16 protein-coding genes and 4 tRNA genes are annotated in these 16,667 nt (G+C 68.6%); 7 read left to right on the forward strand and 13 right to left on the reverse strand.

Features of this window, described 5'->3' with window-relative positions:
* Positions 1-20: 20 nt before the first annotated feature.
* From OXG83_10720 to OXG83_10735, 4 genes are read right to left on the reverse strand one after another with little or no spacing between them, the layout of a single operon-like run.
* Positions 21-524 carry an Rrf2 family transcriptional regulator gene (locus OXG83_10720; GenBank protein MCY3965504.1) on the reverse strand — a complete coding sequence of 168 codons (504 nt, stop codon included), beginning with the start codon at positions 522-524 and terminating at the stop codon, positions 21-23.
* A gap of 40 nt (positions 525-564) precedes the next feature.
* Entirely contained in the window at positions 565-1,296 is a 732-nt protein-coding gene (locus OXG83_10725) for an HAD-IA family hydrolase (GenBank protein MCY3965505.1), read from the reverse strand.
* Positions 1,293-1,856, reverse strand: a complete 564-nt coding sequence (locus OXG83_10730) for an NUDIX hydrolase (protein ID MCY3965506.1) — start codon at positions 1,854-1,856, stop codon at positions 1,293-1,295. The genes OXG83_10725 and OXG83_10730 overlap by 4 nt, the downstream gene beginning before the upstream one ends.
* Before the next feature lie 4 nt (positions 1,857-1,860).
* Complete coding sequence (locus tag OXG83_10735) at positions 1,861-2,115, reverse strand: hypothetical protein (GenBank protein MCY3965507.1); 255 nt, start codon at positions 2,113-2,115, stop codon at positions 1,861-1,863.
* Positions 2,116-2,183: 68 nt separating this feature from the next.
* On the opposite strand from OXG83_10735, the gene OXG83_10740 reads away from it, so the two are divergent.
* Positions 2,184-3,263: a glycosyltransferase family 9 protein gene (locus OXG83_10740; protein MCY3965508.1), complete on the forward strand. Its 1,080-nt coding sequence runs from the start codon at positions 2,184-2,186 to the stop codon at positions 3,261-3,263.
* 15 nt (positions 3,264-3,278) lie between these two features.
* Here the strand turns inward: OXG83_10740 and OXG83_10745 are convergent.
* The 9 genes from OXG83_10745 to OXG83_10785 all read right to left on the reverse strand — a co-directional run bounded on the left by OXG83_10745 (position 3,279) and on the right by OXG83_10785 (position 10,176).
* Positions 3,279-3,355 (reverse strand) — tRNA-Arg (locus tag OXG83_10745).
* A 30-nt stretch (positions 3,356-3,385) separates the two neighbouring features.
* A tRNA-His gene (locus OXG83_10750) sits at positions 3,386-3,461 on the reverse strand.
* A 31-nt stretch (positions 3,462-3,492) separates the two neighbouring features.
* Positions 3,493-3,569 (reverse strand) — tRNA-Arg (locus tag OXG83_10755).
* A gap of 43 nt (positions 3,570-3,612) precedes the next feature.
* Positions 3,613-3,686: transfer RNA gene (locus tag OXG83_10760), tRNA-Pro, on the reverse strand.
* Positions 3,687-3,722: 36 nt separating this feature from the next.
* Positions 3,723-6,053, reverse strand: a complete 2,331-nt coding sequence (locus OXG83_10765; protein MCY3965509.1) for a UvrD-helicase domain-containing protein — start codon at positions 6,051-6,053, stop codon at positions 3,723-3,725.
* The gene (gene glmU, locus OXG83_10770; GenBank protein MCY3965510.1) at positions 6,050-7,435 is read right to left on the reverse strand and encodes a bifunctional UDP-N-acetylglucosamine diphosphorylase/glucosamine-1-phosphate N-acetyltransferase GlmU; all 1,386 of its coding nucleotides are present in this window, start codon (positions 7,433-7,435) and stop codon (positions 6,050-6,052) included. The genes OXG83_10765 and glmU overlap by 4 nt, the downstream gene beginning before the upstream one ends.
* A complete protein-coding gene (locus OXG83_10775) occupies positions 7,419-7,925 on the reverse strand; it encodes a hypothetical protein (GenBank protein MCY3965511.1) in 507 nt (168 codons plus the stop codon). The genes glmU and OXG83_10775 overlap by 17 nt, the downstream gene beginning before the upstream one ends.
* 173 nt (positions 7,926-8,098) lie before the next feature.
* On the reverse strand, positions 8,099-8,674 hold the full coding sequence (locus OXG83_10780) for a GNAT family N-acetyltransferase (GenBank protein ID MCY3965512.1): 576 nt from the start codon (positions 8,672-8,674) through the stop codon (positions 8,099-8,101).
* 35 nt (positions 8,675-8,709) lie between these two features.
* Complete coding sequence (locus tag OXG83_10785; GenBank protein MCY3965513.1) at positions 8,710-10,176, reverse strand: glycosyltransferase; 1,467 nt, start codon at positions 10,174-10,176, stop codon at positions 8,710-8,712.
* Positions 10,177-10,189: 13 nt separating this feature from the next.
* On the opposite strand from OXG83_10785, the gene OXG83_10790 reads away from it, so the two are divergent.
* Genes OXG83_10790 through OXG83_10815 form a run of 6 tightly spaced genes read left to right on the forward strand, consistent with a single transcriptional unit; the run spans position 10,190 to position 16,645 of the window.
* A complete protein-coding gene (locus tag OXG83_10790) occupies positions 10,190-11,644 on the forward strand; it encodes a hypothetical protein (protein MCY3965514.1) in 1,455 nt (484 codons plus the stop codon).
* The gene (gene truA / locus OXG83_10795) at positions 11,641-12,396 is read left to right on the forward strand and encodes a tRNA pseudouridine(38-40) synthase TruA (GenBank protein ID MCY3965515.1); all 756 of its coding nucleotides are present in this window, start codon (positions 11,641-11,643) and stop codon (positions 12,394-12,396) included. Before OXG83_10790 ends, truA begins: the two co-directional genes overlap by 4 nt.
* A complete protein-coding gene (locus OXG83_10800; protein MCY3965516.1) occupies positions 12,393-13,241 on the forward strand; it encodes a phosphatidate cytidylyltransferase in 849 nt (282 codons plus the stop codon). The genes truA and OXG83_10800 overlap by 4 nt, the downstream gene beginning before the upstream one ends.
* Positions 13,242-13,254: 13 nt before the next feature.
* Positions 13,255-14,451: a 1-deoxy-D-xylulose-5-phosphate reductoisomerase gene (gene dxr, locus OXG83_10805; protein MCY3965517.1), complete on the forward strand. Its 1,197-nt coding sequence runs from the start codon at positions 13,255-13,257 to the stop codon at positions 14,449-14,451.
* 36 nt (positions 14,452-14,487) lie between these two features.
* On the forward strand, positions 14,488-15,798 hold the full coding sequence (gene rseP / locus OXG83_10810; GenBank protein ID MCY3965518.1) for an RIP metalloprotease RseP: 1,311 nt from the start codon (positions 14,488-14,490) through the stop codon (positions 15,796-15,798).
* 13 nt (positions 15,799-15,811) lie between these two features.
* The gene (locus OXG83_10815) at positions 15,812-16,645 is read left to right on the forward strand and encodes a PASTA domain-containing protein (protein MCY3965519.1); all 834 of its coding nucleotides are present in this window, start codon (positions 15,812-15,814) and stop codon (positions 16,643-16,645) included.
* Positions 16,646-16,667: the final 22 nt, after the last annotated feature.

A 16,667-nucleotide genomic window follows, 5' to 3' on the forward strand; every position in this document is an offset into this window, starting at 1 on the left:
CGGCGTCCCGCCCCCGCCCCTCAGTCGCTCACCACGTGCAGCGGCCGCCCCGGACCATGAAGGCGCTCAGGCGGCAGGTCGTGCGGGATCTCGATCTTGCACTCGCAGACCTCCTGCTGGCGTTCGGCCAGGTCGGCGAGGCTCAGATTGCAGAGGATGTTCTCGACCGCCTCCTTCACATTGAGGAAGACCTCCCGGATGGCGCAGTGCTTGGGCCCAACGCCGATCGTGCAGGGCTGGGCCAGGATGTGGTCGATCGACGTCGTGTGCCCCTCCAGCGCGACCAGGATGTCGTGCATCGAGATGTCCCCGGCCGGCCGCCCCAGAAGGTGCCCTCCCTGAGGGCCCCGGTTCGAGCGGATCAACTGGAAGCGGGCCAGGGCAGCCAGGATCTGGCGCAGATACGGCTCCGGAATACCCTGGTTGACCGCGATCTCGTGGCTCGGTACCGGCTCCCCCTCCGAGTGCATCGCCACGTACAGCATGGCGCGGATACCGTACTCGCCCTTGGTCGAGATCTTCATAGCGCACTCTCCGCCGAGAACCAGTGTAGCAGCGAGGCCGTCAGCTCGGCACGTAGTCCAGCACCTCTTCGAGCGCCCCGATGTCGCCTTCCTCCGCGTTGAGCCATAGCGCGCTCAGGCCCGCCGCGACCGCACCCTCGCGATCCTCGATCTTGCCGTCGCCGACGTGGAGAACCGAGACCGGCTCCAGCTCCAGGGCGCGGCAGGCGGAAAGGAAGATCGCCTCCGCCGGCTTCGCCGACCCCACGTCCTCGGAGCAGATCACGGCGTCGATGTCGCCGGCCAGACCGAGGTTCGTCAACACGCGGGGCAGCCGACGGTCCCAGTTGCTCGTCACCGCCACGCGCAGACCCCGTCGCCGTAGTTCGGCCAACACCTCGCGGGCGCCGGGGCGAAGCTCCCAGGCATCGGCGTGCTCGAAGCGCGCGAACAGCTCGGCCGCTGCAAAACGCCCGGGGTCTTCCCTCCCGAGCAGCGCGCACGATCTCCTGAGCAGTTCGCGCCAGAAGCCTCGGGCTCCCTCCGGATGGCTGCTGTAGCGGTCCTCGCCCCGTCCGAGCCGGCAATCGAGTTCGCTCCAGGCGGTCAAGAAGACGGTCTCGATGTCGCCGGCCGCCACCTTGTGACCGTGCCGGGCAAGGACTTCCGCGTAGATCTCCCCGCGGCGCGGACAGGCGAAGAGCGTCCCCGTGGCGTCGAAGGAAACGCCTCGAAGCGGTGCGGCGCCATGGCGAGACGTGGCCCGGACGGGCCGCTCTTGACGTTCGCTCAAGAGAATCCGTAGCGGCGGCCGAAGAAGTAGAAGGCGGTGACGACGAGCGAATGACGGATCTCGCCGCTCGCGATCCGATCGGGGACCTCGCACAGCGGCACCAGCACGACCTCCAGCTCCTCGCTGCCGTCACCGATCGGATCGCCGGTGAGGACCAGATTGCGGGCCAGCCACAACGAACACACGTTGTCGAAGATGGCCGGATTCGGCTCGACCACGCCCAGGCGCTCGATCCTGCCGGCCCGGTACCCGGTCTCTTCGTGCAGCTCGCGTCCCGCGGCAACGCCCGCGTCCTCGCCCGCTTCGACGATGCCGCCGGGAATCTCGAGCGAAACCTCTGCGCGCCCGAAGCGCCACTGGCGGATGAACACAACCGTCGGCCCGCCCTTCGCGGCCTCGGACTCGATCAGGGGAATCACGTTGACCCAATCCGCCGACCGCAGGACCAGCGCCTCCCGCCGGTCGGCACCGGCACGGAGTTCCTGCATCTCGACCTGGAGCCGCGGATGTTCGAAGACCGGGCGGTCGGCTTCGACGCGCCAGGGACGGACCCTCTCCACCGCCCTACTCCTCCCGCTCGAAGGGCGGCCGGCGCCACTCGAAGTTGAGAACCCGCACGGCGCGGCCGCTAAAGAAGATGAGAAAGGCGATGCCGGCGGCACTCGAGAGCGCCATCAACCAGCTGAAGTCGCGCCAGAGCATGACGATCGGTACCGTGAGCGCTCCGGCCACCACCGCCGTCACGAGCAGGCGGACGGCGATCCGGTCAAACACGGGCGGCCGAACCAGCGGCGAATCGGCGTCCGGTTTGTCGTGCATGTTCGGAAGTATGCCAAGCGGATGCGAGCGCGAGCCGTATGCTCTGACGAGATGGCGACACGACGGCAATGACAACCACGGAGAAACCCACCCGACGGCTTCGTGTCCTCCTGGTGCGGCTGTCGGCCATCGGCGACTGCCTGCACGCGGTCCCGGTGGCGGCGGCCCTTCGCCGCGCCCACCCGGACGCGTTCATCGGCTGGGCGATTCAGGAACCGTCCGCAACTCTCCTGCGCGGCTGCCCCGGCGTGGACCGCTTCCATATCTACCCCCGCCGGACTCGCGGCATCGCTGCGCGGTTCGAGGCGTTCAGCCGTTTTCGCCGCGAACTCAGGAGCTGCCGCTACGACGCGGCAATCGATGTCCAGGGGCTCACGAAGAGTGGACTTGTCGCCTGGCTGAGCGGCGCCCGGCAGCGAGTGGGTTTCCGCGGTGGACCGGCGCTGGGCAGCCGCGAACTGAACCGCCTGTTCCTGAACCACCGCTTCGCCGTCCCCCCAGCGGTGACTCACGTCGTAGACCGCAACCTGGCGCTGGTCCGCTCCTCGGGATTGGCCGACCAAGACCCCATCGCGGAGTGGCGGCTGCCTGACTACGCCCAGCGCGAAGCGCTCGTCTTCCTCGAGCGCCACGGCCTTCGCGCCGGCGGCTATGCGGTCGTATCGCCGGGAACGATCTGGCGCACGAAGCGCTGGCCAGAGGGCTACTTTGCAGTCGCGGTGCGGCGTCTGTCGCGTGACCGCGGCTTGCCGGTCGTCGTCGTCTGGGCGGACGAGGGTGAACGGCGGTCGGCGGAGACGATCGTGGCCAACGCCGGGACCGGCTTGCCAGTCCTGCTTGCACCGCCGACCGATCTGCGCGATCTGGCAACCCTGTTGCGACACGCGGCTCTGTTTCTGGGCTGTGACTCGGGTCCGGCCCACCTGGCGGCGGCACTCGACGTTCCGTGCGTCTCCGTGTTCGGGCCGACGGATCCATCCAGGAACGGTCCCTACGGACCGAGGTCGGCTTCCGTACGGCTCGATCAGCGGCTGGAGTGCCAGCCGTGCTGGCGCCGCACCTGCAGCCGCGGCGACTTCGCGTGCATGGAGCGGTTGGATCCCGACCCCGTGGTCGAGGAGTGCCTGGCGAGACTCGACGCACGGTAGCGCCGGCCGGGAATGTGGTGCGCCCGAAGGGATTCGAACCCCTGACCTACGGCTCCGGAGGCCGTCGCTCTATCCAGCTGAGCTACGGGCGCGTGAACGGGAGGATGCTGAGAGAAGGAAGATGGGGTGGGTGAGGGGACTTGAACCCCCAACCACTTGAACCACAATCAAGCGCTCTACCGGTTGAGCTACACCCACCAGACATTCCGATCAAGGACTCCAAGATGATTGGCCTGCCTGGAGGGACTCGAACCCCCGACCCGCGGCTTAGAAGGCCGCCGCTCTATCCAGCTGAGCTACAGGCAGACGAAAGCGACAGGGTAGCCGAGGCCTGAGCATGCGAGCGATATCGGGGCGCCCAGATTTGAACTGAGGACCCCCTGCGCCCAAGGCAGGTGCGCTACCAGACTGCGCCACGCCCCGACAGGCAGGCGCCGGAGTGTAGCAGCACGCCGATGCTCAGAGAACCTCCAGCGGGGCATAGCGGCGGACCAGCTTCCGTTTGCCGGCCTTGTCGAAGAAGACCGTCAGCTTGGCGTTTTCTCCCTGGCCGTCGAGATGTAGAACGACGCCCTTGCCCAGCGTGGCGTGACGGACATAGGCACCCGGCCGCAAGCCCCCCCCTGCCGGCTTGAACGGCCCGCCCGCCGGCGGCCGCCTTCCGCTCGGGGGCGCCGGCGGCCGGTACCGGCCACCCGCGGTGCGATCGGCGCCGAAGAAGCTGCGTACACCCGCGGTGCGCGGTCCGGCGTAGATCTCCGGGCTCTGGGCGGTTTCCATGAGTTCTTCCGGCACATCGATGAGGAAGGGTGAGGGCTGCTGATCCTGGAACACGCCGGCGACCATCCGGCGGCGGCAGCCGCTCAGGAACAACCGCCGCTCGGCACGGGTCATGCCGACGTAGAACAGCCGCCTCTCCTCCTCGATGTCCCGCGCGCCGCCACCGGCGTGGAAGTGCGGCAGCAGACCGTCCTCGAGCCCCGTCACGAAGACGGCCTCGTACTCCAGGCCCTTGGCACTGTGGAGGGTCATGACGGCGACGCCGAGTTCCGCGTTCAGTCCGTCCGTGTCGCTGACCAGGGAGACGTAGTCGAGGAAGTTCGTCAGCGGACTCGTCGACGGCTCCTCGTCCGTCTCGTCGGCGCCCGGACCCAGCGGATCGTCGAGGGTCGGGACCGCCGCGGTCGGGACGCGCGCGGGCAGGTCGCTGAAGCCGTGCAGGGCCTGGAAGTCCCGTGCCGACGAAACCAGTTCGCCGAGGTTGTCCAGCCGCTCGCGCCCTTCCTCGTCGCCCTTGCCGTACAGGTTCTCGAACCCGGCCGCGACGATCGTCCCCCGCACGAGTTCCGCCAGCGGCTGACGCTCCGCTTCCTTCCGCAGCGCCTCGATCAGACCCCGGAAGTCATCGACCGCACGCCGGTTCCGCGCCGGCAGCTCCTGTAGCGGGTCGAGCCGGATCGCGTCCCACAGCGAGTGGCCCATCTTCGCCGCGCGGGCCAGCAGGAGTTCCTCGGTCCTGCGGCCGATGCCGCGCCGCGGTGGGTTCAGGATCCGGCGCAGAGACAGGTTGTCCCGGGGATTGCTGATCACGCGAAGGTACGCCGCCAGGTCCCTGACCTCGGCGCGCTCGTAGAAGCGGACGCCAGCGACCAGGCAGTATGGAACCTCGCTGCGAAGCAGCTGGTCCTCGATCGCCCGCGTCTGGGCGTTGGTTCGCACGAGAACCGCCATGTCGCCGAACTCGTGGCCGTCATCGCGAAGCGCCGCGACCTGCCGGACCACCCAACGCGCCTCGTCCTCGTGGTCGGCGGCAAAGAAGAGCTGCAACGGATCGCCAGCACCCCGATCCGTCCACAGCGTCTTGCCGCGCCGCTCCTGGTTGCGGGCAATGACGGCGCCCGAGGCATCAAGAATGTTCTGTGTCGAGCGATAGTTGCGCTCCAGCTTGCGGACACAGGAGCCCGGGAAGTGACGTTCGAAGCGCAGCAGGTTGTCGATCTCGGCGCCCCGCCAGCCGTAGATGCTCTGGTCCTCGTCGCCGACCGCGGTCAACCCGGAAACCGAGCCGTCGGGCCCCTGAACGAGGCGCCGAATCAACTCGAGCTGCGCCGCATTCGTGTCCTGGAACTCGTCCACTAGCAGGTGACGAAAGCGTCCCCGAACGCGCGCACCGATGTCTTCCTCCTCGCGCAGCACCCGCACCGCGAGCGCGATCAGATCGTCGAAGTCGACGCCGCCAGCCCGGCGCAGCTCAGCCTGGTAACGCCGGTAGACGGCGGCGACATGGCGGTCGAAGAAGTCCTCGGCCTCGCGCTCGAACGCGGCGGGAGTGAGCAACCGGTTCTTGGCCGCGCTGATCCGTCCCTGGACCGCGCGAGGTTGAAACGTCTGTTCGTCCAGGTCTTCCGTCTGAAGAGCCGCCTTGATGAGCCGCAACTGGTCGGGAGCATCCACGATCGCGAAGTCGGACTGGAGCCCGACGCGGTCCCCATAGCGGCGCAGCAGGCGCACGCAGAACCGGTGGAAGGTGCCGACGAAGACATTTGCGTCGCCGCCGACCAGGTCGAGGACGCGCTCGCGCATCTCGTCCGCGGCCTTGTTGGTGAAGGTCACCGCCGCGATCCGCCAGGGCTCGACTTCCATCTCGGCGATCAGCCAGGCGATCCGGTAGGTGATGACGCGAGTCTTCCCCGACCCGGCACCGGCGATCACGAGCTGCGGCCCACCTTCGTGGGTGACCGCCGCCAGCTGCTCCGCGTTCAGGTGGGAACGGAAGTCCACATCCGTCATCGCGGCCGGCGCTTGATGTTCTTCTGACGCGCCCGGCCGACGGCCAGGGTCTCCTCCGGCACATCCCGGGTGATCACCGAACCGGCACCGGTGTAGCCCCCGGCGCCGACCTCGACGGGTGCGATCAGGATCGTGTCGCTGCCGACGAACGCTCCTTCGCCGATCACCGTCCGGTTCTTCGTCTTGCCGTCGTAGTTGCAGGTGATGACCCCGGCGCCGATGTTGGCTCCCGCCCCCACCGACGAGTCGCCCAGGTAGGCGAGATGGGATGCCTTGACGCCCGGTCCGAGGGTGGACTTCTTGACCTCGACGAAGTTGCCGACCCGCGCGCCCTCCTCCAGGATCGCCTCCGGCCGAAGGCGGGCAAAGGGGCCGACGCTGCAGCGCGAGGCGACACGGGCACCGTCCAGCACCGAATAGGGCAGCACGTCCACCTCGTCGGCGAGAACGGTGTCGCGGAGCCAGACGCCCGCGTGGATGATGCAATCACGCCCCACGCGGCTGGCGCCCAGCAGGGTGACGCCCGGGTGAAGGACCGAGTCCTGCCCGACGGTCACGCCGGCATCCACCCACAAGCTCTCGGGATCGAGCACCGTGACCCCGGCTTCAAGAAGAGTCTCGACGTTGCGTCGGTAAAGGACGCGCTGGACCGCAGCGAGTTCGGCGCGCGAGTTGACGCCGAGGACTTCGGAGGCGTCATCCACCCTGACGCAGGCGACCGGGTTCTCGCGCGCCGCCGCGGAAACCGCATCGGTCAGGTAGAGCTCGCCCTGGTCGTTGCCGGTGTCGAGCTTCTCCAACCAGTCGAAGATCCCGGGTACTGGCAGCGCGTAGTGCCCGGCATTGACCGTTCGAAGCTCGAGCTCCCGCCTGCTGGCGTCGGCCGTCTCCACGATGCGCTCCAGTCGCCCCTGTCCAAGAACCACGCGGCCGAGACTGCCCGGATTGGCCACATCGGCTACGGCGAGGCTGCCCCAGCCGCGGTGAGCCTGGTCGAGGAGCGCCCGGAGAGTCGCCGGCCGCACCAGGGGCGCGTCGCCGGAGAGCACCAGAACGGCTCCGTCCGCACGCAGAGACTCCCGGGCCGACAGCAGAGCGTGGCCAGTGCCCTTCGGCTGCCGCTGCTTGACCCAGACGATGTCCGGGCCGCCCAGCCCCTCCTCCTCGAGAACCGAGCGGATCTCCTCCGCGCCGCCTCCCACGACCATGTGGATCGGCGAGCAGCCGACCTCGCGCGCGGCCGCGACGACCCATGCCACGAGGGCTCGACCACCGACCGGGTGCAGGACCTTCGGCCGCTCGGAGCGCAGCCGCTCGCCGCCACCGGCAGCGAGAACAACGGCCGCGCCGGCCTCGTCCGCCACGTCAGTCGCTAAGGTCATGGACGAGCTTCACGAAACGCTCGTCTTCGGCCAGTGAAGAGAAGTCCCCGTCGTGGAACGCCCGAACCCGGTTCTTCGGATCGAGTTCCACCGCCTTTGTCAACAGGTCGAGGGCGGCCTCGAGGTCTCCCATCAGCGCGCGGACACAGGCAGCCAGATAGACGAAACGGTCCTCCTGGTCTCGCCCCTTGCCTTCGCACAACTCGAGCGTCCGTTCCAGTTCCCCCTCGTTTCGGGCCATCACGGCCTCGAGGAAGGGATCGTCCGGACTGCCTTCCGCCGACCGTTCGGCCCGCTCGCACGCCGCCAAAAAGTCCTTCGCGCGAATGACGAACCGGCTTTCTCCGCCGCCCGCAACCACGTCCTCGAACCTCGCTCTTGCCTCCGCGACACGATCCTCGTAGAACAATGCGATTCCGGCTTCCAGGTCCTCGAGCGCGGAGTCGGCCGTGCCCGGCCGCGCGTCCTGCCCCGTTCCAGCACTCACCATCCGTACCTCCACCCAACTGACGATTCAGGGGTGGCAACTGTAGCGCGTGCAGGCCGCGAGGGGCTAGAGCCGCCAAACCTGTCGCAGGCTCCATGTTTGGCCCCAGCCCCCACCTCACTAGGAGATCGCGCCGCTGAACGCACTACGTGGTGCGCGTTCAGCGGCGCAACCTCCTAGCGGTGATCCGGAATGTAGTCCTCTCGCAGCAGGGCGTACAGATGGTGATCGGTACGGCGGCCCTGGAGAACGAAGTAGGACCGGAGCAGACCCTCCTGGACGAACCCCAGCTTCTCCAGGACCTTCCGCGAAGCTTCGTTGTCGACCGCGCACCTGGCCTCGATCCGTTCCAGCGGCGTGCGGAGCAGCAGCTCGGGCAGCAACTGGCCCAGGGCCGCGGTCATCGCGCCACGGCCATGGTGACGCGTCGCCAGGGCGTACCCCAGTTCGCTCAGTCCGTGCTCCCAGTTCACGATTGCGAGCGTGATCCAACCGGCACGCTCACCATCTGCCTCGACCAGCCAGGTGTAGCGGTCGCCGCGGCCACGGTAGATGTCCCGGGGCCGCTGCGACGCCAGATCCGCCCTCAGCCGGGACACCGAGACGTTGTGCAGCGGCTGGAAGCGCCGCACGGCCGGCTCGGACCGCCAGCGCCGAAGAAAGGGGGCGTCGGCCGGCGACGCCGGCCGAACGACCACGTCCACCTGCCTCGAGGCGGCGGGCGCTGTGGGTCTTCCAAGGGGGCGAATCATCGACGGCCGACTACGAAGTATGCCTACGGACGTCGTTACGGCAACCGCTTGCCTTGTCCGAACCGCGGCAAGGCGCCACCGAGGACCATCAGACTGTATCCCTGCGCGAACAGGTACAGGAAGGGAAGGGACCACCAGCGGCCGCTCCAACCGGCGGCCGCGATGCAGACCCAGAAGTAGAGCGCGAGCGTGGCCTCGCCCCAGAGACTCCAGACGGCGCTCGAGCGGTACTGCGCGGGCGGGTTGCGCGCGCCGGCCGGGATCTTGGGCGTGCGGGCGAACACGCCACCGCGGCGGAACAGACCAGTGACCACCGCGGCGGAGTTGTGAAGCGACAAGCCGATGCCAACGGACATGGCGAGCGGCACTTCCAGCCACATCCGGGCACCCGGCCGGCCGGCGCGGCGTTGACCAGCGGCGTAGGAGCCTGCTACCGCCGCCGTGCCAAGCAGGAACAGGGGCGCGTCGATCCACAGCAGCAGGTGGGGAGACTGCTGCCGCAGCAGGATGGCAGGCAGGAGCAGCAGCCCCAGGAAGACGAGCAGCGGATAGCAGAAGCCCGAAGTCAGGTGCGCTGTCGCCGCCAGCTTGACCCGCATCCCCACCGCGCTCTGGAGAATCGGCCGCAGCAGCTTGCGCAGGGTCTGGGCCGTTCCCCGAGCCCAGCGGTGCTGTTGACTCTTGAAGTCATTCACGCGGCCCGGAAGATCCGCCGGCACCGCGAGGTCCGTCATCAGCAGAAAGCGCCAGCCGGCCAACTGCGCGCGGTAAGAGAGGTCGAGATCCTCCGTCAGCGTGTCGAACTGCCAGCCGCCCGCGTCTTCGATGGCCCGGCGCCTCCAGACGCCCGCCGTGCCGTTGAAGTTGAAGAAGCAGCCCGAACGGAAACGTGCCTCCTGTTCGACCAGAAAGTGCCCGTCGAGCAGCACGGCCTGGGCGCGCGTGAGCAGGGAGTCCTCCCGGTTCATGTGGTCCCAGCGCGCCTGGACCATGCCGAGCGTCGGATCGGCGAAGGCCGGTACCGTGCGGCGCAGAAAGTCGGGACCGGGAACGAAGTCGGCGTCGAAGACAGCGATCAACTCGCCCCGCGCCTCGCCCAGACCGGCAGCCAGGGCCCCCGCCTTGAAGCCCTCGCGACCGCGTCTGCGGAGGTGGCGAACAGCTGGCAGGGGGCGCCCCTGCTCCGAGGCCTCCTCGACCACGGCCGCGACCCTCTCACTCGTGTCGTCGGTCGAGTCGTCGAGGATCTGGATCTCCAGCCGGTCCGCGGGGTAGTCGAAATCGAGCACGGCCGCGACCAGCCGCGGCGCCACGTAGCGCTCGTTGTAGATTGGCAACTGGACAGTGACCCGGGGCGGGGCTTCATCCTCAGCGTCGGCTGCGGCCCGGCCTCCCGTTGCGGCGGGTGACCGGACCAGGCGCAGCACCAGCAACAGAACCAGCCGGTGAAGTCCGAAGAGTGCGAGCGTTCCGAGAACGGCGTAGTACACGGGAAGAAGCACGGACGCCGACGATATGGCAAGGGCACTCCCACTGGCAGCCGCCGCCTGGCCCCTGCTCGCGTGCTTCGGCGGGCTGCTGGCACTCGACCGGACGGGCCTGCGTCCGGCGGCCGACGCACCCTGGGAGACCGCGCTCTTCCTCGCGGTGCTCCTGCTGGCCTTCGCCGCCCTCTTCCGGGCACTGAAGCGGCTGGAACCGCCACGGCCCAAAGTGGCAGGAGAGCTGCCGGTCGCCGGTCTCCTGATCGTCGCGGCGCTGCTGCGCCTGCTTGCGGTGCCCCTCTCGCCGAGCCTGTCGGACGACGTCCATCGCTACCTCTGGGACGGCCGCGTCGCCGCCTCCGGCGCCAATCCCTACCGCCTCGAGCCGGATCATCCCGACCTGGCCGGGCTACGCAACGACCTGTGGCAGCGGACCGCCCACCGCGATGTCCCCACGGTCTACCCGCCTCTCTCCGTGGGCTTCTTCGCGGCCGCCAGTCTCCTGCCGAAGCCCCTTACAAGCTACAAGCTGACGCTGGCCGCGGTCGACCTGATCGCCTGCGGCCTGCTGCTCGCGCTCGCCCGGCGGCGGAGAACGGTCGTGGCCGCCCTGGCCTACGTCTGGAACCCGCTGGTCGTCATCGAGGGCGCCGGCATGGGCCACGTCGACGTGCTGGGCGCCTCGCTCGTCATCGCCTGCGTCTTCCTGGTCCCGGTTCGGTCCGGCGCCCGCTCCGGCTCCTGGCGTTCGCTCGCCGCCGGGGCCGCCGCCGGGCTCGGTGTCCTGGTCAAGCTGGTCCCCCTCGCCGCGATCCCCCTGTGGTGGCGAAGGATCAAGGGTCACCGCCAGCGAGGTCGCCTGTTCGCTCTCGGCAGCGCCTGCCTGCTCCTCCCGGGGGCGGCGGGCGTTCTGATCTGGACCGGCGGCTTCCCTCCGGGCCTCGCGATCTACGCGCTGCGCTGGGAGTACAACGGCCCGCTCTACGAACCGGTCTGGCGCCTCCTCGACCTGCTTCAACTCGACCGGGCGGCTGCGGGGCTCGTCCACGCGGTCCGGCTGGTCTTCGGCGGTGACGCCCTTGCGCCGCCTTGGGACACCCTCTACGCCTACACCTATCCCCAGTTTCTCGCGCGCGTCCTGCTCCTGGGCGGCGCGATTGCCACCTGGCTCCGCTTCTGGCGGCAGCGCTCCGGTCCGATCGGCGCGGCGTTCGGCGCCTTCGGCATCGTCCTACTGGCGAATCCGACGTTCTATCCGTGGTATCTGATCTGGATCCTGCCCTGGGCGGCGCTGCTCGGCGCGCGCAGTGTCCTGGTGCTGTCGGCAACCCTGCCGCTGGCGTACCTGCCGGCGCTCACGGGAGTCGACTACTTCCCCTGGGTCTACGGGGCGGTCTGGCTGCCTCCGTTCCTCTTGTTTCTGGCCGACCGCCGACAACAGAGGCACGCCGAGAAGGTGTCAGGCTCTGGGACGGAGCGACGATGAAGTATCGCCTGCGGATCGCGTACGTCGGCACGGACTACGCCGGCTGGCAACGCCAGGACAACGCTCTCGCGGTCCAGCAGGTCGTCGAGGAGGCGCTGGCCCGAGTCCTCGGGCGAAGCGCAACCGTGCATGGCGCCGGTCGGACGGATGCCGGCGTACACGCCCGCGGCCAGGTGGCTCACCTGACCGTGGCTGCCGCGTCGGCGTCCGCGGAAACAGCGCGGGCGCTGGTTTTCGGCGCGAACCGTCATCTGCCGGCGACGATCCGCGTCCTGGCTGCGGAGCCCGTGGACGACGCCTTCCATGCTCGAAAAAGCACCACGTGCAAGACCTATCGCTACCGGCTCTGCCGCACCCGCGTGATCGACCCGTTCCGGGCGCCTTTCGTCGTTCCCGCGCCGGTCGGACTCGACGTTGAGGCCATGAAGAGAGCCGCCAGCCTGCTCCTGGGACGGCACGACTTCTCGGCCTTCGCCAAGTCGGGGGGCAGCCACGGACAGCCGGAAAGGACGATTCACGAGGCTACCTGGACCGAAGCCGGCGACGAACTGACGTTCCAGGTAGCCGGTGACGGGTTTCTTCGCGGCATGGTGCGCGCCCTGGTCGGCACGGCGCTCGAGGTCGGCCGCGGCCGCAGGTCGCTGGACGACTTCGCCGGCCTGCTGCAAGGAGGGCCCCGATCGTCCGCGGGCCCCAACGCACCGGCGCGTGGGCTGTGTCTGGAGCGCGTGGAATACAGTCGGCGGCAATGAAACGCGTCGTCACGGGGGTCATCGCCGCGGGGTCGGCGACAGCCGCCGTCCTCTATCTTCCGCCTCTGCTCTTTTGGCTGGTGGCAACGGCCATGGTTCTTGTCGCGGCCGCCGAGTACGCCGCCCTGGTTCGGCGAATCGCCGTCTCGCCGGCGACCCTGCGCTGGGTCCTGTGGCTGTCGATCGGTTTCGTGGCCCTCGCCGATGGCGTTCGTAGCCAGACGATCACGCTGCCACTGCCTTTCGACCCGATTGATCTGGACCGTCCGGTCGGGGCGGGTGCCGTGATCCTCGCCCTGGCAGTGGTGATCGCGCTGTGCGGCCGAGCCTCCATGCGTGACCGGTTGACCGCGTCCACCCTGTTTGTGTTCGGCACACTCTGGCTGGGTCTGTTTCTCGTCGCGACGATGGGCCTCTACCGAGTCGATCCACTCCTCCTGTTCTGGGTTCTCGCCGTGGCCGCGATCGGCGATGTCGGTGCCTTCTATGGAGGACGAGCGTTCGGCCGGCGCCCGGTCGCTCCTCTGATCAGTCCCAAGAAAACGATCGCAGGCACGGTGAGCGGACTGGTCGCCAGCGTTGCCGTCGGCGTCGGCGCGTTTCTGCTGTGGCGCGGTCCCGACGCCTTCGGACCGGGCATACCAGTCGTGGCCCTGATCTGCGGCGGCTCGGCCCAGGTCGGAGACCTGGTGGCTTCCATGGTGAAGCGGGCGGCGGACGTGGAAGACACCGGGCGGCTTCTTCCCGGACATGGCGGTCTGATCGACCGTCTCGACAGTCTGACGCTGACGGCGCCGATGCTCTATGTAGCGGTGGAGCTGGGAGCGATTCCGTCACTGGCTTGAGGACAGGGGAACCGTGACGCCGCGCCGTCTGGCGGTACTGGGAGCCACGGGCTCGGTGGGCGAAACGACGCTGGCCGTGGCGCGGCTGCATCCCGACCGGCTGCGCGTCGCGGTGCTCGCGGCACAGGGTTCGAGGCCGGAGCGCCTGGTCGAACTTGCCCGGGAGTTTCGGCCGAAGCTGGTCGTGGTCGCCGACGCCGATGCCGCGGGGCTCCTCAGGGCGGAACTGCCCACCGGGGTCGCACTGGAATCCGGTGAGGACGCACTGCTGGCCGCTGTCGGGGCGGGTGACGTCGACCTGGTCGTCACGGCGATCGTCGGCGCCGCCGGCCTTCAACCGGCAGCCGCGGCGCTTGAGGCCGGCGCCGATCTGGCGCTCGCCAACAAGGAGGCGATGGTCGCGGCCGGGCCCGTACTGCGCCGGCTGGCGGCCGCTTCGGGCGCTTCCATCCTGCCGATCGACAGCGAGCACGCCGCGATCCACCAGGCGCTCCGGGCCGGTCGGCCCAGGGAGGTCCGCCGCCTCGTACTGACCGCTTCGGGCGGTCCCTTTCTCGAACGCGATCCCGCCACTCTCGAGGCCGCGACGCCCGCCGAGGCCACGGCGCATCCGACCTGGGACATGGGGGCGAAGATCAGCGTCGATTCGGCGACGCTGATGAACAAGGGCCTGGAGTTGATCGAAGCGAGCTATCTGTTCGACGTGGACGGCCCCCGGATCGACATCCTGATCCACCCACAGTCCCTCGTGCACTCGATCGTCGAGTTTCGCTGTGGCAACGGGGTTGCCCAGATCTCCGCGAACGACATGCGCTACCCGATCCAGTATGCGCTCTCGTATCCCGAGCGCTGGGCCCGCCCCGCCGGCGGGCTGTCGGTCGATCTGAGCGACCTGCTGCTTCAGACCTCGAAGCTGGAGTTCAGCCGCGTCGATCCGGCACTCTTCCCCGCTCCGTCGCTCGCGCGCAATGCCCTGACGCGGGGCGGCGGCGCAACGGCGGTGATGAACGCGGCGAACGAGATCGCGGTCGACGCGTTTCTGGGCGGCAGAGCTCCTTTCACCGCGATCGTCCCCGTCGTGTCCGAGGTGCTCGAACGCCACGCCAGGCAGGCAGACGTCAGCGAGCCTCAGAGCATCAAGGAGGCTCTTGCCTGGGATTCATGGGGCCGTCGACAGGCCCGGGAAGTTCTCGCGGCTTCCGGCGGTTAGCATCGGCGGACGCCTGCGTCCGCGTTTCCTCGTGAGATGAACATCCTGAGCAACATCCTGGCTCTGCTGGTCGTGATCGGCGTGATTATCTTCGTTCACGAACTGGGGCACTTCGTGGCCGCGCGGCTGTTCCGGATCAGGGTCCGCGTGTTCTCGATCGGCTTCGGCGCGCGGCTCTGGGGGTTCGAGCGTGGCGGTACGGAGTACCGCGTAGCGATGGTGCCGCTTGGCGGCTACGTGGCCTTCTCCGGCATCGACCCCTCGAATCCGACGGGCGATGCCGGCGACTTCATCACCAGGCCACGATGGCAACGAATGGTCGTTCTCCTGGCCGGCCCCGCGGCCAACGTCGTGCTCTCGATCGTTCTGATCGCCGCCGTCCTGGTGGCCGGCACCGAGCTGGCGGGGCCGCGCAACCTGAGCACCGAGATCGGTGCCGTAGCGGCCGATTCCGCCGCCGCCGAGGCCGGCCTGCAACCCGGCGACACGATCCTACGACTGGACGGCGAGGACGTGTCCGAGTGGCGCGAGGTCGCGAACATCGTGCTCACCTCACCGGAACGTCCACTTGCCGTCGACTTCGAACGCGCCGGCGGCACGCTCAGCACGGTGCTCGTACCACGCCGGATTCCCCGCCACGAACTCGGAGACGGCGGGCTCTACGCCAGCCTGCTACCGCGGGTGCGCGAGGTGTTCGAAGGCACGCCTGCCGAGCAGGCGGGCATCCGGTACGGAGACACGCTCTACTCGGTCAACGGCCACCCGATCGCCGACGCGGACGACTTCCGCCGCCTGGTGGAACCCAGCGCGGGCGAGGAGGTCAGCATCGAGATCGGCCGTGGCGACGAGCGCCTCGTCTTCCGCCTGGTGCCGGCAGCCGAAGACGGTGTCGGCCGCGCGGGCATCCTGATCAGCCACTTCTCTTACCAGCGCACCGGGCCTGCCCGCGCGCTAATCGAAAGCGCCCGGATCAACTGGGAAACCACAACCGAGATCTTCGGCTTCCTGGGCAGGCTGGTGGAACGTCGCGTCTCGCCCCAGAGTGCCCTTTCCGGCCCCATCGAGATTGCCAGAATCAGCGGTCAGGCGGCGAGGCGGAGCTTCAACGATCTCGTGTTTCTCACCGCGCTGATCAGCCTCAACATCTGCATCCTGAACCTGCTGCCGATCCCGCTCCTCGACGGCGGCCAACTCGTCATCCTGCTCTTCGAGAGCGCTCTGCGGCGCGATCTCTCCATACGGGTCAAGAACCTCGTCACCCAGTTCGGCCTCGTCGTGATCGTCGGCATCATGATGTTCGCGCTCTACTCCGACCTGGTGAAGAATCTGCCCGGCCTGGGGCGCTGAAGCCACGAGACCGATGAAGACGCCGACTCTCCCTCGCTGGCTTGAAGGCGCGTTGCGCCAGCTTCGGCTGAAGAGCCTGCTGGACCCGCGTCGGTTGAGGAGCGCGCTGCGCCAGCCCTGGCTGAAGCGGGTGGTCGTGGGCGGGGCCTATGCGGGTTTGCTCACGGCGCTGCTCGGCATCTCTTCCTATCTGGCGCTCTCCAACTTCGTCCGCAGCGGCGTGATCGCGGTGCCTGATCTGATCGGCCTGGATGTGGATCACGCCGAGGCGACTCTCGCCTCCGCCGGCTTGACGGTGAGGCGGATCGAAGAGGACCGCTACGACGAGGCCGTCCCCGCCGGACATGTGCTCCGGCACGATCCCCCAGCCGGCAGCGCTGTCAAGCAGGACAGCAGCGTCGTCATCCATCTGTCACGCGGGCGTCAACTCGTCGAGACTCCGGATCTGACAGGTCAGGTCCTGCAGACGGTACAGGTCAGTCTCGCCGCCTCCGGCTTGCAGTTGGGAAGGAGCCGCAGCGTGTACGCTGAGTCCGGCGCACCGGGGACGGTCATCCGTCAGAGTCCTCCGCCCGGCAGCCGGGTCGAACCGTCTTCCCAGGTCGACGTCATGGTGAGCCTGGCCAATCCAGGCGCTGCGTTCGTCATGCCGGACCTGATCGATCTGCCGGAAGCGCCCGTTCGCACCTACTTCGAGGCGCACGGATTCCGGCTCGGAAGGGTAAAGTACGAGCCCTACGAAGGCGTCGAAGCCGGGATCATCCTGCGTCAGTATCCGCTGCCGGGTCATCCCCTGCGACAAAGCGATTCGATCGCTCTGGTCGTCGCCGCGCAGGACAGTCATTGAACCCGCCCAGTTCGCCCAGAGA

It is taken from the genome of Acidobacteriota bacterium, assembly GCA_026707545.1.
In the GTDB taxonomy this organism is placed as follows: domain Bacteria; phylum Acidobacteriota; class Thermoanaerobaculia; order Multivoradales; family Multivoraceae; genus Multivorans.